This is a genomic window from Streptomyces sp. NPDC048637 (genome assembly GCF_040650675.1).
Classification (GTDB): Bacteria; Actinomycetota; Actinomycetes; order Streptomycetales; family Streptomycetaceae; genus Streptomyces.
This window is the reverse complement of record NZ_JBEZHQ010000001.1, coordinates 492,397-505,178: the sequence shown is the minus strand read 5'-3', so window position 1 is coordinate 505,178 and position 12,782 is coordinate 492,397. Positions and strand designations below refer to the sequence as shown.

Below are 12,782 nucleotides of genomic sequence, written 5' to 3'. Positions count from 1 at the left end.
CAAGGAACCGTGGTTCAAGATCCCTGAGTGCCGGGCACTCAGACCGGGCCTGACGGGCTCCTCAGCACGTGCCCGGGGCGGGCCAGGCGAGAGAAATCCGCTCCCGTCTCCAAGATGGTGCCGTTGACGGTGAGCCGGTGAGCCGGTGAGCCGGTGAGGAAGGCGTCGCATGTGGCTCAGTCGTCCTGCAGCGACCGCTGAAGTCGTGATCGTACGTCGGCCCTTCGGTCCTCTTCGGCTGTGCCGTCCGGTGCCGCGGTGGAGGGAGAATGCTCTTCGAGTGTTGTGTCGGCGTTGGCCAGCAGTGCCTCGTCGATCATCTTGCTGGAGCGGATGACGACGGACTCCGTCGGCTCCTGCGGCCAGACGGCAATGAGGTAGTCCTCGACCGGCTCGTCGCTGACCCCGTCGAGGTTGACCGAACGCCCCGAGGCGTGGACGCGCATGCGATACCAGCCTGGCCCTTGGGGGTTGAGCACGGGCAGGTCGTCGGGGGTGATGTCGTAACCGGAGTTGATGTACAGATCACCTGCGACCGATCGCACGCTGACCTCCACGATCTCTTCCCAGTCGGTCGCCTCGACGGGCGGTGCGGCATCGAGGCACTGGGCCCTTACGCTCACAACGCCGGTGTTGATGCCGGTGAGGATCCACGCTCCGTAGTCCATCGCAGCAGCGAGGCTGTTCGACCATCGCACCGTTTCCACGGGTACTTGGGCGTCGTCCGAGACACCGAAGATGCCTTCGCTGACGAACATGACAGACGATGTGGTCACGCGTACGAGGCTACCCGGGGAGCGGGAAGGGAGGAGGCCCTGAGGAGAATTCCCGCAGCGCCCCTCCGTGAGCGGCCGCCAGCCGCTGATCAGAATCTGGTAGGGATCTCGGTCCAGCATCCGCTCGGCTTTGCAGAAGCTGCTGTTCATGCCGCCCTGAAAGTCGGAGTGAAGGAGGCCGGCGGGGGCCACTGCTGCACTTTCACGACGCCATCACCGCATTCTGGCCGGACACACCAGAGCACAGACAGACCGGGCGTTACGTCCCTGGGTCTCGTGCTGTCAGCGCTCCAGCGCGGGAAGGCCGGCCAGGCCGGTGTCGAGCAGGATCTGGTCGACGGTCTCGGCCAGGGCGCTGTCGGCGCCGATGACGGTCTCGATGCTGCCGGGCAGCAGATCGAGGGCTCGGTACCAGTCGCGCATCTCCGCCTCTCCGTACTCGCCCACCTGGGGCTTCGTGGCGTTCCGGGCGAGGGTTTCGGCGAACGGCACATCCAGGTAGTAGCCGTGGGTGGGGCCACGGTGGTCGGCACGCAGCTGGGCAAGCATGTCGCCGTAGTGGTCGGCGTACAGGATGCCTTCGACAACCACGTGATATCCGGCGTCCAGGGCGTAGCGGGCGACGCTGTCGATCAGCCCGATGTTCGCGGCTCCCGGCCGGTCACGCTCGCGCAGCACGACGCGGCGGAGGTTGTCCTGACCGACCAGGGCGAGTCCGCGGCCGAACGCCTCGCGGAGGCCGGCCGCGACGGACGACTTGCCCGAGGCGCTGTTGCCGCGCAGCACGACCAGCCGGGTTTCTTCGGTACCCACCATCACGGCGGACACGATACCGGCGGCCAATGACACCGCGCCGGGCTCGGCTGTGGGCCTGCACGGGGCTCGGCTGTGGGCCTGTAATGACGTCCGGCACGGCTCGCCCGCTGCTCTCGTACGGCTGGGAGCCAGCCCGGACACTTGGCCTCGGGCCGCCTCTCCATATGGCCGCACGGCCATACAGCCGCGCGGCGGCGGCCAACGACGCGCGGACAGCACACTCCACCGCGTCGGCCGCTGTAGCAGTTCCGTCTGGGCGCCGGCGAGGGTCTCGAAGCGCTTGCGCAGGGCTTTTGGTGCGTCGGCGGCGCTCCGTCATGGCCTGCCGCTGTTTCGACCGTACGCCGCTAGATCACCAACGGATTGCCGCGATGCAGAACAGACAGCATCATGTGCGATGTGGACCCGTCTGCCGCCGTGACCGGAAATGACGTGCCGGTGCTTCGCCCTCTGCCGGCCCCCGAGGGGCGCACCCGGGCGGCGCTGCCGGTGCTCGCCTTCGCCATGGCGTCTGCCTTGTTGCTGCTGACCGGTTGCACCGGAGGCGGTGAGCCCAAGAGCGCCGGCCGCACGCCGGCCGCTTCGGCCCCCAGGCAGCTGTGGAAGCCCAGCACGCCCCCGCCACCACTGGCTGAGCCCAATGCGAAGATCTCGGACGGTGTGCCGTCACCAGTACGCGGGGTGCCACGCGTGCCGTCCGGCGACATCCACCAGGTCTCGGCGCTCACCATCGCCAAGGCCCGTTTGACCACGATGACCAGCCCCCTCGACGAAGAGGGCACGGAAAAGAAGATCAAGGACTGCAAGACCGCCGGGCAAAAACCGTGCCCCGTCCAGACGCCGCAGTACCGGGACATGAACGGCGACGGTAAGGACGAACTGCTGCTCGGCATCACATCGGGGCGTTATTTCCTGTTCCTGTGGGGCTTTACGGTCAAAAATGGCCAGGCCAACCTGATCCTGGATCAGGCTACGCGCCCCCTTTCGGTGGAACTGTCGGGCCGTGAGGTGATCGTGCGGGAGCCGGCCGACAAGGGTTATGACATCCGCCGGGTCTACTCGTGGGACGCACGGGAGCAGGCCATGGACGAGCGGTCCTTCGAATACCTCGAGTCAAACCCCAAGAAATGAGCCCACGAAATGAGCCCAGGACCGGGCCGGCCTGCGAGGGCTTCGGAACCCTCGGTGCAGCTGGCGGTCATTTTCCGGCGGAGCTGGACGGCAATGCGACCGGCCGACGGAAGAAGCGTTGACAGGACAACTCAGCCATCTGCGTGCACCCCTGACTGCTGTCTGCCAGCACCCCTGGACGACGCGGCCAGCCTGTTCAACACCGTTCAGATCAGGCGTACTCGTCGCGCCGGAATCGCCGGTCTGCGGCATCGGCAGATCAAGCACACCATTCCTGAGCGCAGCGACCGGCGGGCCAACCGCCGGCGCCGCGGTAGCGCGGGCGGTCGGCCCACCGGCTTTGACAAGGAAATCTGCAAGCCCCGCAATGAAGTCGAGCGAACGATCAACGCGCTTAAGGGCTTCCGTGCTGTAGCCACCCGCTTCGAGAAGAGGGCGTACGTCTTCAACGGCACCGTGACCGTTGCTGCCATTCGCCTCTGGCTTCGCTCATGACCCGCCGGACGGTCCTTAGGCGTATGCCTCCAAGGCGCTCCGTAGCCTTTCCTCCTCGCCCGGCCCGCGCAGGTACAGCCCATGCAGACTGCTCATTGGGTCGCAGATGTGGAGATGGTCGTCCTCATCCCCATCGGGCTCGTAGTCGTACTCGTCTTCGTCGTCGTCTTCGTCGTCGTCTTCGTCGTCGTCTTCGTCGTCGTCTTCGTCTGGTCCGGATCTAGGGCCCTGCACCATCGGAAAGTCGTGCCAGTGGTCGGGTTCCTCGGAGGGCTGCGGGTGCCACCTCCACACGGCGCCACACTGCCTGACCTGGACCTCCCCGAAGTACCAGGCCGCACCCACCAGGAACGGTTCGTCCTGCGCGGCCTTGACTTCCTCGTAGGTGCGGAACACCCCACGCAACAGGTCTTCGAGCCGGTCGAGGGACTCGGGGGAAAAGTCCCACTCGGCCCTTCCGCCGCCCGCTTCCTTGGCCCACAGGGGGAAGGCTTCCCGCCGTTCAGCAAGCCAGGTGTTCAGGCGATAGTTGTCCGTCCAGTCCGGCCCTCCCAGGTCGTCCGTCTCCTCCAGCTCCTTCAGCTCCGCCTCCGAGAGGGACGGCAGGACCGGCGTCTCCACATGTTCCGGGCGGGCCAATACCCACAGCACCTCTGGCCAAGCCGGCTCCCCCCACACGTAATCGCCCTCCGGCAAACGGTCCGGAAAGCGGTCCACCACCTCGCGCAGACTTTCACCGGCGACGACGTCACGCAGCATGGCCGGGAGAAGCTCGGCGTGCCCCTCATAGCGGAGCCGCTGGTTGACGAATACGGCGCCGGCCCAGTAACTGTCCTCCGCGTGCCACGTGCCGGGCGGTGCGGCGGGATTGACCCCGTGGTACTGCCACAGGGCGCCCTTGTTCTCGACGACGTACTTGCCCACGTACCAGGCGGCCATGCCCCAGAAGGGCTCGTCGGCGGCCCGGTAGTAGTCCTCGACCGTCGGGAAGTTCTTGCGCAGCAGCGCCTCCAAGGCGTCCAAGGACTTGGGGGTGAAGAGCCAATGCGTGCGGCCGCCGGCTTCCTCGGCCCACCAGTCGAGGTAGTCGATCATGCGCTCGTTCTGCCATCGGTAAGCCGTGTTGGCGGTCGTGATCACTTCCCCGTAGCGAACCCACGGCGTGGGCACCCTCTTCGGCCACCACTCCGGGTGCTCCCGCTGCCGGTCCCTGACCGCCTTGCGCAGCAGGCGCGCCGCCGTGGCGAAGGCCCTCCCCGTCCCCTCCTTGAGCGCCTGACCGACGACGAGCAGCGGAGCGACCGGCTCCAGGCCGAGGACAGGGTCCGGACACACCACGGGCAGCCCGTCGGTTCCCGCGCTCTCGTCCCAGTCCCAGCGACCGCCGGCTTCCTCGATCAGCGTCTCGCCCAGATAAGCCGCCACGGATTCGATGAACATCGCGATCGAGTCGTCGCTGCCGTCGTCACCTCTGCAGAAGTCGAGCAGATGCTCCTCCAGCCCCGTCAGTTCACGGGCGCTGTAGCCGTGCTCCCAATCTTCGTGCATGAACTGGTCGATGAACCGGCCCATGAGTTCATGCAGGGACTCGATCCAGAGGTACAGCCGGTGGGCGGGCGAGCCCTCCGGAGCGTGCCTGCCCTCCATGTAGACGTCGTCCACCAGGCAGCCATCCATGTGGTCATCCATGCGGTCATCCATGTGGGTTCCCCGTGTAGACATCCATGGAGCCCGACCCTAGACACGGGCACTGACAATGAAGCTCTGAACGGGCCCCCAACCACGCCCCGTTGAGCCCCACCCCCGTCTCTGCCCGCAGCGCCGCCGTCTCGCCCCCCATGGCGCTGACCAGCTATGCGGAATCGGCCGTAACCTCCACCTGTCCGGCTGGCGGCCGCTCCCACTCCGCGTCAGCCACATCACCCCGCCCCATGCCCGCATCAACGATCCGGCCACAGAACGCTCACATGATCTCCGCCCGGCCCTGACCCATCGGACAGGCCCGAGTACCACGGCGGCGAAAGCCGGTGGCGCGGCAACGCCGCCGCTCGTACGGTGCTCGTTATGGCTGCCACGCCGACCGCCGCACTCCCCCGCCCCGTACGGGGAGTGAAAGTGCACTCCCGACAGACGCTCGGCGCCTGCGTGCCGACGTACGGAAGGGTCGAGCTCGACTTCGAGCCATTGCCCGCAGGGGTCGCCTCGTCCATCGAGTTCGCTTGTACCGCCTCGCCCGAACCAGCACCCCCGGAGTTCGATGATTTCCTCGCCCGGGGTGTGATGCGGGAACTGTCCGCCACAGACACCGAAGACCCCGAAGCCCGCCGAGGGACCCCCGTGAACGCCCGGGTCGTCGTGCGCGCCATGGCATGGCACTATGTCGACACCTGCGAGCTGGTGTTCGTCCGTCTCGGCGCCCTCGCTGTGCGAGAAGCACTGAATTGTGTAGCAGAGGACCGTGAGCCGCAGCTGATCGAAACAAGGGGCAGGTTGTTCTTCTGATCACCCGGCCGTGGCCAGGGGCGAACATCAGGCGCCAGATGCAGAGGGAACGGGCACCAGTGCGTCACGGCCGCACAGGAAGCCGCCGGCGCCGGCGCCGGCGCCGGTGCAGGTTGCCGGTCCAGTCGCTTCGGCAGGGGCGGGACGCCCCCGCCGTCGCCGCGCAGCTGCCTCGGCGCGAAAGGCACGTGATCAGAGGCCGGAACGTTGCCGCATTTCCGCTGCGTCGGTGACGTACGTGCCGGGCGCGAACCGCTCGATGGCGGAGGCGATGATCTGGGAGCGCTCGGCGCGGCGGGCTCTGCCGAGCCACCGCATTTCGTAGTGGAGGTAGTGCAACGTCGCCTTGTCTTCCTCCGAGGAGCCGGATGTCTTCGGATGAAGCCACACTGCGAGCGCCGTGTCATGGAGAACAGTCGCGAAGCCGATGTCGCTCCAGGGAACCTTCCGGCTTCCGGCTGTGATCCCAAGCGCATCGATGCGCAGTGGTGCCAAGCGCACGACCGTCAGCATGGGCAGGAAACCGAACACCACGCCCGTCGACAAAGCGCACCATAGCAGGTTGCTGAGCGGGCGATCGCTCAGAAATGCCAGCCATATTGCCGCAAACGCCGCGGCCGGTATCGCCGTCCCGCCCAATAGCCATACGGCCTTCCGCTTCCGCTCGGCCGGCAGGTCTACTGAGTCTTCGCTCACGCGTCCCCCTCTGGTGATCACCTGAGGACCGTACCAGTGCCCTGCTGACCACCGGTGTTGGCCGAAGGTTCTCTGGCTCGCAGCAATCACCGCCCTTGCCAGCGTTCGCCGTTGTCGCCTCGGCTCCGTCCGGCGCCCGCACGTGGGAAGGCAGCCGTGCAGCGCCCGGGACTCAGTAGAGGGGGAACGCCCAGCCACCGGGGTAGAAGGGCTCCCGGTCGCCGCGGAAGGCGAGGCTGGCGGGGGCCAGCGCGCCCGGCCGCAATTCCTGGACCAGGCCCGCGGCCGCAAGGGATGCCAGCGTCGTCCCCCCGAGGAAGGCCGCACCCAGCTCAGTTGAACTCAGCCGCAGATCGGCGGGAGCCTTCGTACGCTCGCAGGTCACCGCACTCGCATCAGCCTGCAGGCGATAGCGGCCGGTATTCCACGGGCAGAATGCGTCCTCGACGTCCAGGACCAGGTCCAGTGAAGCTGAATACCGGCGTCCCGCCAGCGCCCGGTCGACGTCGACCAGCCGCACCCACAACCGGTCCACCACGGCCGAGCGCGCCGCGCGCGGATCCATCAGCAGATGTGGGAGCGGTTCATCCACCGCACCTTCGTATTCGATCCACGGCACCAGGTCGATCCCCACCAGGTAGCGCCACAGTGCGGCATACGCCTGCCGGGAAGCTGCGGTCAGTTCTACGACCTGCACCGCGCTGCTGTCGTTGCCCACAGCATCGCGTGCGCTCTTGTGCCGGTAGAGGGCGTATCCGGTGGCCTGGCCGTCTGGCTCCTGATGCACGGCAAAGCGCAGCGCCGTCGCGCCACCGCGCGAGTGCGGCTCGTCGAACAAGCGGACTTTCCAATGACTGGCACCCCGGTCGGGCCAGCCGACCGAGCTGCGCCGAACCTGGTCGTAGATCTTCTCCACAAGAGGGTGAGCCTGGGCGCGGTCCATGAGCCGAACCATCCCGTGACCGAATTCCGTCCGGGGTCGAAAGAGCATGCCTCGTTTGTCGCACCGCAGTTGGTTCCCCTGTGTGGCGGGCCCATAGCCGAAGCGGCCGTAGACCGCGGCCTCGGAGGGACGCAGCACTGCGATCGGCTCGGCGCCGTGCTCATGCAGATCGGTCAGCTGCCGACGCATCATGGAGGTGAGGATCCCGCGGCGCCGATGAGTGGGAGTCACACCGACCGAGGCGACCCCTGCCACCGGCATGACGGCCGCCCCAGGAACCGTCAACAACCGACTGTAGAGAGAGGCGCCACCTACCGGAGCGCCCCCGTCGAACGCGGCGATGGTGCGCTGCAATGCGGTTGCCGCACGCTGGTTGGCGATCTCCTCGTCGGTCCGATCGACGCCGTAAGTATCGGCGATCATCCTGGCCCAGTCGTAGAACTCGTCTTCGGCAACAGCACGGAGTGTGTAGGGATCGGTCACCGCGTCTGTCTAGCGGAGATCGAGCTGCTGCGCGATCGATTTTGGGACCTTCCCTGCCGACACCCGCTCTTGCAGCCAACCGGTGCCAAGCATGCTGTGTACCGGAAGTGCTCTTCGCGCCGGCGTAGGTGAGCCGAGAGCAGGCGCCGGAAACCACCTCGGGGGCTGCTCCCCGCTCGCGCGGGGGTCATCCGCGGCTGGGTGGTCTCCAGCTCGCCGCCACAAGCCCCTCCCGTACAACGCGCCGGGCCCGCGTCACCGTCGACCTCGGCATGCTCGACTCCCATGACGTCACGGCCGGTCGCGAACGGCGGCCGCATGGCGAAGTGGCGGAGTCGGCCCCGCCGATGGGACGGCGGAGGGCGCGGGAGAAGGGGGCTCCATACGGAGATGCACGAGGTGCGGCGGGCGGGCCCCTACTGGATGTTCAGCAAGTGGGGGTGGGTCGGGTCGAGGGGGCAGATGAAGATCCGTAGTGCGCCCCATCGGCCAGGAGACAATCCGGTTGGCCCGCAGGCGCCCACTTGGTTTGCCTCGGAATCCTCGAGGGGGCGCCAGCTCTTGGAACCACCGTCCCATTCGCTGCTGTCGAAGCTGAGCAGTAGGTCCATCGGCGCTCCGCACCGGCAGATGACGGGGGCCGGATCGGTCAGATGCCAGGTTGCCCAGCCACCGGCCTTGCAGCCGGGGGCGATGGACAGGTCGTGCTGGTAAGCGACATCAGTCTCTTCCAGCCACCGTTCCTCCTGCGCGTCGAGGCGCTCGCAGAGCGCGTCGGGCAGCAGACCCGCGTACTGATACTCGGTCACCTGCTCCGGGTGCAGCACGCACGGGGTGGGCAGGTAGGAGTTGTGTGTATCCCGGGGCTGCGGCGGCGCGCTGCCGGGAGCGGAGGAGACGGACGCGCGCCGCCAGACGAGGTGTGCGGATGGGCCCCAGTAAAAGCGGGGCTGGCCGGGCAGATCCTGGTGATGGGTGGGGCACCACAGCACCTGGAGGAGGTCGGTCCCTGAGGGGAAGTCAACGGTCGGGATGTCGCGGGCGTGCAGCTGGGCGACGGCCACCAGGGGGTTCGGCTCCTCGTGCGCCTCGGGCTCGTACCAGTGGGTGGTGTAGCGGATGAGGTCGATGGACGCGCCGCGGCGGCCGGACGCTTCGTCGAGCAGAGCGAACTCCTCCGGGCTGCGCCGGCCGCCGCGCCTCGCCCCCTGCTGCGCCTCCCGCTTGGCCTGCGCCTGCTGCAACGCGACGACGAGCGCGGGGGCTATCGGCTCACTGCGCTGCACCATATGGGGCGCGGTACACGTGGGCCACGGCTCATTGTCGGGCCAGAGCAGCGGACCGCCTATCGAGCTTTCGGCGATGTCCGGAGCGCCGGGTCTCGGGTGCAGCCGGGTCGTCTCCCTGGAGTGGGCGGCCAGTTCGGGCAGTACGGCGGTGACGTCGATGGGTCGTGGTGGTGTCGTACGGGGCAATGTGCTGCTCTCCCAAGGCTGCTGCGATGTGGGGGCTGTCTGCAGGCACTCATCACGGACGAGGCGGGGCCATGCGCCTGCTCTGCCGTTGGCCGTCCGACCGCACCGTCTCTCACTGACGTGACGGTCGACAGCACCCGGGCAGACACAGCCACCATGATCCACGCTCGCGATGTCAGGCGACAGCGGTACGGCACGGTGAGCAGTCCAGACTCGCCCACCAACTGACCCAGCGACGCGACTTCTCACAAATCCCTTTCGGGAGAGGGGACGTCCTGTGCCCGTCGCCCCTAACGCTTCGTGCCGGCTTGGCGTTTGGCCCGAGATGCCGGGTCACACCAGGAAGAGGTTGGTTGGCCGTGAGGCTGCGGTGCTGGCGGCCTGCTGCCCGGCAGCAGGTGCCCCGCGGGCTGGTGCACCATGATCGGAATTCGTGTGCGCCCTGCGGTCAGCCTCGGCTATACCTGCCGCATGGGGATCTGGACCGACGAGTTCGTCGCGCCGGCTGAGCCGGTGCTGCTCACAGCCGAATCGTTCGCTGCGATGGCCGTGGATCTGGTACGCAGCCGTGTGGTGCGCACTCCATGGCTGCTGGCCGCGGGCGATCTGTGCGCCAACGCCGTACTCCCCTACGTCAGCGTCCTGTGGCAAGCCCGTTGGCAAGATCCCTCGGTGGGGACTCACCTGGCGAGCAAGCGTCCGCCCTGGGCGGACGAGGACGAGGACGATGATCCGCCCCCGTGGGGTCGGGCCAAGGAATCGGCAACGGCCCTCGCTCAAGGCGACAGTGCCGACACGCTGGCGGCGGCTCTCGCCTCGGCGCCGTACGGTGAGCAGGACATCGGGCTGGTCTTTCACAGCCTGGACTTCACCCATCCGGTGATCGAGCGCCACTACTGGCGTACCGATCACCGCATCCTGCTCGCCTGCTTCGCCCTGGCCCGCCAGCAAGAGCGTCCGCTGAGCGCCGACACCACCGACACCCCCAGCGGGCCCTTCCACCCCGTGCGCACCTTCGTCTCCACTGGATTCAAGCTCGGCGACGACGGCCCCTGCCCGCCCCTCGATGCCGTACTGCGCCGCCACCTCGGTCCGGACCTGATCTGCGGGCGCACACGCGGCTGAGCGGGTGCGCCCCGCGCCGTTTCACCCGAGGCCTTGACCGGCTCCGCTTGCTCCACTTGCTCCACTTGTCCCATGCGGTCGGGGTCGGAGTGGCTGGCGCATCAGGACGCGTTTGCCCAGGCCAGCCGCGTGATCCCGGCGGAACACCCGCAGCGGCGCACAGGGCGGTATGCGGATGATGGTTGATCAGGGGCAGGCGACGGTCACTGGGTGCGGCTCCTGGGTGATGGGTTTGCGTGGCGCCACCCTTGCTGAAGAAGACGGTCCACTGCTTGATCGAGCATGGCTCGGCCCTCTCCCGGATGCCACCAAAATGACCAGTTGACGTCAATCGTCATCTCGATGAACTCGTCGTACTCGAGTCCGTCGGGATAAACCGTGCCGAAGGACTTGCTCACCCTCAGCAGGAACGGATACCACACACTGGGTTGGGGCACGGTCACCCATATGCGGCCGTGTGCATGTTCACGAGGGACCAGAACGCGACGCAGCTTGTTGTCGTGGTCATCGATGCGCAGGTCATTGTTCGCGATGTGCCGGTCGGGTTCGGGCAGCCGGGCCCAGGTGTGGTCCACGCGTATCTCCTCCCACGCCAGGCGCCTGCCTTCGGGTGCCTCACACGGGTCGTCAAGCACGCGGTCGACAGCAGTGAGCATCGACCGCTCGTCCAGTGTTGCTGTCTCCATGACCTGCGGGTCCATATAGGTTGAGTGGGCATCAGGTGGTGACTTCGGAGTGGTCAGAAACCAGTTGCCTCGCGGCGGCTTGCCGTCGGCCGGCCAGCTGTACTCGTCCACCCAGTTACTGGTCACACCGAACGTCATGGGTCTGACGAGCCCCTCGCACAGCTCGGTCAGCGCTCGGACAGCACGGTGAGCGGTCATCCGCTCCAGCTCGATCGGATTCTGGTCGGGCGCGAATTCCCACTGGAATCCGCGCTCCAGCACGATCGTCTGGCTGTCGTTGAAGATGTAGTGCTCGGTCGGTTCCGGCGGCTCCGGCGGCTCCGGCGGCTCCGACAGCCTCGTGTCTCGCATGGACATCGATTATGCGACGGAGAGCAGCCTCGACGGCCGGCTGCCCGGCCGGCTGCTCTGCTGGGTGGCTCAGGAGGTCGTCGGGGAAGGCGTAGGACATCACCCCTGAATTGCATCACGTGTTCGACCTTCGGCACAGCACACGCACGGGTGAACCTGACTCCGCAGGTGACTGAGCGCTTCAGATCGCGGGTGAGCGTCGGAGTCGGCAGGGCTGCTCGGGATCGCGGCCGGCATGCGGTACTGGGAGGTCGGCGCCGGTGGTCCGTCCGTACCCCTCGGGCTGGCCGAGCGAGTCGGCCCCGCGGCAACGGTGACCGCCACCGGACGAACGTCGCCACCGGGCGCCCTCGACCTGGCCACCGCCCCGATGATCTCCGCGTGGGGACGCCGTCCGTAACCCTCCCCCGTTGAGCCACGGAGGACCTGACCTCGAACTGCGGAATGCCCAATGATGAGTGACGGATGGTGAAGAGTGAAGGCGAACTCACGACGCCACACGAACAGGACAAGCCGTGCCCCATCACTCCAGCCCGGCCCGCACAAGCCTCGGGCAGCGTGGCGCGTCGCGGGAGGGCTGGGCAGCGCTTCTGCTGGCGACGGCAGCCGTGCTGTACAACAGCTGGGTTCTTGAGTTCTTCCTGCCTACTGGACTGGACCCCAGGCACTCCTACGTAAGTGAGCTCTACGCAGCCGACCAGCCGTTCCGTCTGCTGTTCGGAGGCATCGAGGCTGCCTGCGCCGTGCTGGTGATGACGGGAGCACTCCTGGCAGGCAGCTCCGCCAGCGGATCGTGGGCCCGCGCAGGCTGGGCATCGGTCCTTGCCCTCGGCATGTCCTCGTTGGGCGACGTCACCCTGCCCATACGCTGCGCGCCTTCCGTGGAGTGGAGTTGCGAAGCCGTGCATCCGTGGCACACAGCCACCAGCGCACTGGCGCATTTCTTCCTCTTCGCCTCCATGGTGTTCTTCTGCGTGGCAGGCGCGGGCGAACGCCCCCGGCCTGCGATGATTCGCCGCTGGGGCGTGCGCGTGCTGGCTGCCGCGGTGACGACCTCGGTGAGCACCGTCGGCCCGTTGTTCGGCCACCCGGGCTGGCACGGCATCCCACAGCGGGCGCACCTGCTGCTGGTGGGTGTGTGGTTCGCGTTGCTCGCCGCGGCGCTGACAGGACTCGGTGCGACGGTACGCCCGAGTTCCCGCCATGCCTGGCGGCACCTGGAGCGGCCAAGGCTTTGATCCCCGCCGATCGTGTGATGGTCTCCCCCGTGCGGTGGTGCGCTCCCGGCGCACCTGGCTCCTCT

The 12,782-nt window shown here is 67.5% G+C and carries 11 protein-coding genes and 2 pseudogenes; 6 read left to right on the top strand and 7 right to left on the bottom strand.

Annotation, left to right across the window (positions count from 1 at the left end):
- Positions 1 to 176: 176 nt before the first annotated feature.
- Both AB0C46_RS02470 and AB0C46_RS02465 read right to left on the bottom strand, forming a co-directional pair.
- Positions 177 to 776: a hypothetical protein gene (locus AB0C46_RS02470; RefSeq protein WP_362825061.1), complete on the bottom strand. Its 600-nt coding sequence runs from the start codon at positions 774 to 776 to the stop codon at positions 177 to 179.
- Positions 777 to 1,058: 282 nt separating this feature from the next.
- Entirely contained in the window at positions 1,059 to 1,592 is a 534-nt protein-coding gene (locus tag AB0C46_RS02465; protein WP_362825174.1) for an AAA family ATPase, read from the bottom strand.
- Positions 1,593 to 1,982: 390 nt separating this feature from the next.
- On the opposite strand from AB0C46_RS02465, the gene AB0C46_RS02460 reads away from it, so the two are divergent.
- Positions 1,983 to 2,723 carry a hypothetical protein gene (locus AB0C46_RS02460; protein WP_362825059.1) on the top strand — a complete coding sequence of 247 codons (741 nt, stop codon included), beginning with the start codon at positions 1,983 to 1,985 and terminating at the stop codon, positions 2,721 to 2,723.
- 209 nt (positions 2,724 to 2,932) lie between these two features.
- Positions 2,933 to 3,218: pseudogene (locus AB0C46_RS02455) on the top strand (transposase); the annotation flags it as partial.
- 15 nt (positions 3,219 to 3,233) lie between these two features.
- Here AB0C46_RS02455 and AB0C46_RS02450 read toward each other — a convergent pair.
- Positions 3,234 to 4,907, bottom strand: coding sequence for a hypothetical protein (locus AB0C46_RS02450; protein WP_362825058.1), 1,674 nt, complete (start codon positions 4,905 to 4,907; stop codon positions 3,234 to 3,236).
- A gap of 375 nt (positions 4,908 to 5,282) precedes the next feature.
- Here AB0C46_RS02450 and AB0C46_RS02445 point away from each other — a divergent pair, with 375 nt between their 5' ends.
- Positions 5,283 to 5,720 (top strand): hypothetical protein, encoded by a 438-nt coding sequence (locus tag AB0C46_RS02445; protein WP_362825056.1) that lies wholly within the window; start codon positions 5,283 to 5,285, stop codon positions 5,718 to 5,720.
- Positions 5,721 to 5,912: 192 nt separating this feature from the next.
- Here AB0C46_RS02445 and AB0C46_RS02440 read toward each other — a convergent pair whose 3' ends face one another.
- The 3 genes from AB0C46_RS02440 to AB0C46_RS02430 form a co-directional block, all read right to left on the bottom strand.
- Positions 5,913 to 6,416 carry a hypothetical protein gene (locus AB0C46_RS02440; RefSeq protein ID WP_362825054.1) on the bottom strand — a complete coding sequence of 168 codons (504 nt, stop codon included), beginning with the start codon at positions 6,414 to 6,416 and terminating at the stop codon, positions 5,913 to 5,915.
- A 172-nt stretch (positions 6,417 to 6,588) separates the two neighbouring features.
- Positions 6,589 to 7,842: a GNAT family N-acetyltransferase gene (locus tag AB0C46_RS02435; RefSeq protein WP_362825053.1), complete on the bottom strand. Its 1,254-nt coding sequence runs from the start codon at positions 7,840 to 7,842 to the stop codon at positions 6,589 to 6,591.
- Between the two features lie 416 nt (positions 7,843 to 8,258).
- Positions 8,259 to 9,317 carry a hypothetical protein gene (locus tag AB0C46_RS02430; protein WP_362825051.1) on the bottom strand — a complete coding sequence of 353 codons (1,059 nt, stop codon included), beginning with the start codon at positions 9,315 to 9,317 and terminating at the stop codon, positions 8,259 to 8,261.
- A gap of 471 nt (positions 9,318 to 9,788) precedes the next feature.
- On the opposite strand from AB0C46_RS02430, the gene AB0C46_RS02425 reads away from it, so the two are divergent.
- Entirely contained in the window at positions 9,789 to 10,442 is a 654-nt protein-coding gene (locus AB0C46_RS02425) for a hypothetical protein (protein WP_362825049.1), read from the top strand.
- A gap of 203 nt (positions 10,443 to 10,645) precedes the next feature.
- Here the strand turns inward: AB0C46_RS02425 and AB0C46_RS02420 are convergent, their stop codons facing one another.
- Positions 10,646 to 11,479, bottom strand: a complete 834-nt coding sequence (locus tag AB0C46_RS02420) for a hypothetical protein (RefSeq protein ID WP_362825047.1) — start codon at positions 11,477 to 11,479, stop codon at positions 10,646 to 10,648.
- Positions 11,480 to 11,696: 217 nt separating this feature from the next.
- On the opposite strand from AB0C46_RS02420, the pseudogene AB0C46_RS02415 reads away from it, so the two are divergent.
- Positions 11,697 to 11,783: pseudogene (locus AB0C46_RS02415) on the top strand (SAM-dependent methyltransferase); the annotation flags it as partial.
- 304 nt (positions 11,784 to 12,087) lie between these two features.
- Entirely contained in the window at positions 12,088 to 12,717 is a 630-nt protein-coding gene (locus AB0C46_RS02410) for a DUF998 domain-containing protein (protein ID WP_362825045.1), read from the top strand.
- Positions 12,718 to 12,782: the final 65 nt, after the last annotated feature.

Excerpts from the sequence above, each read along its gene's own strand:
- AB0C46_RS02465 (WP_362825174.1), bottom strand. The coding sequence starts at position 1,592 with ATGGTGGGTACCGAAGAAACCCGGCTGGTCGTGCTGCGCGGCAACAGC.
- AB0C46_RS02460 (WP_362825059.1), top strand. The coding sequence starts at position 1,983 with ATGTGCGATGTGGACCCGTCTGCCGCCGTGACCGGAAATGACGTGCCG.
- AB0C46_RS02450 (WP_362825058.1), bottom strand. The coding sequence starts at position 4,907 with ATGGATGACCACATGGATGGCTGCCTGGTGGACGACGTCTACATGGAG.
- AB0C46_RS02445 (WP_362825056.1), top strand. The coding sequence starts at position 5,283 with ATGGCTGCCACGCCGACCGCCGCACTCCCCCGCCCCGTACGGGGAGTG.
- AB0C46_RS02425 (WP_362825049.1), top strand. The coding sequence starts at position 9,789 with ATGGGGATCTGGACCGACGAGTTCGTCGCGCCGGCTGAGCCGGTGCTG.
- AB0C46_RS02420 (WP_362825047.1), bottom strand. The coding sequence starts at position 11,479 with ATGCGAGACACGAGGCTGTCGGAGCCGCCGGAGCCGCCGGAGCCGCCG.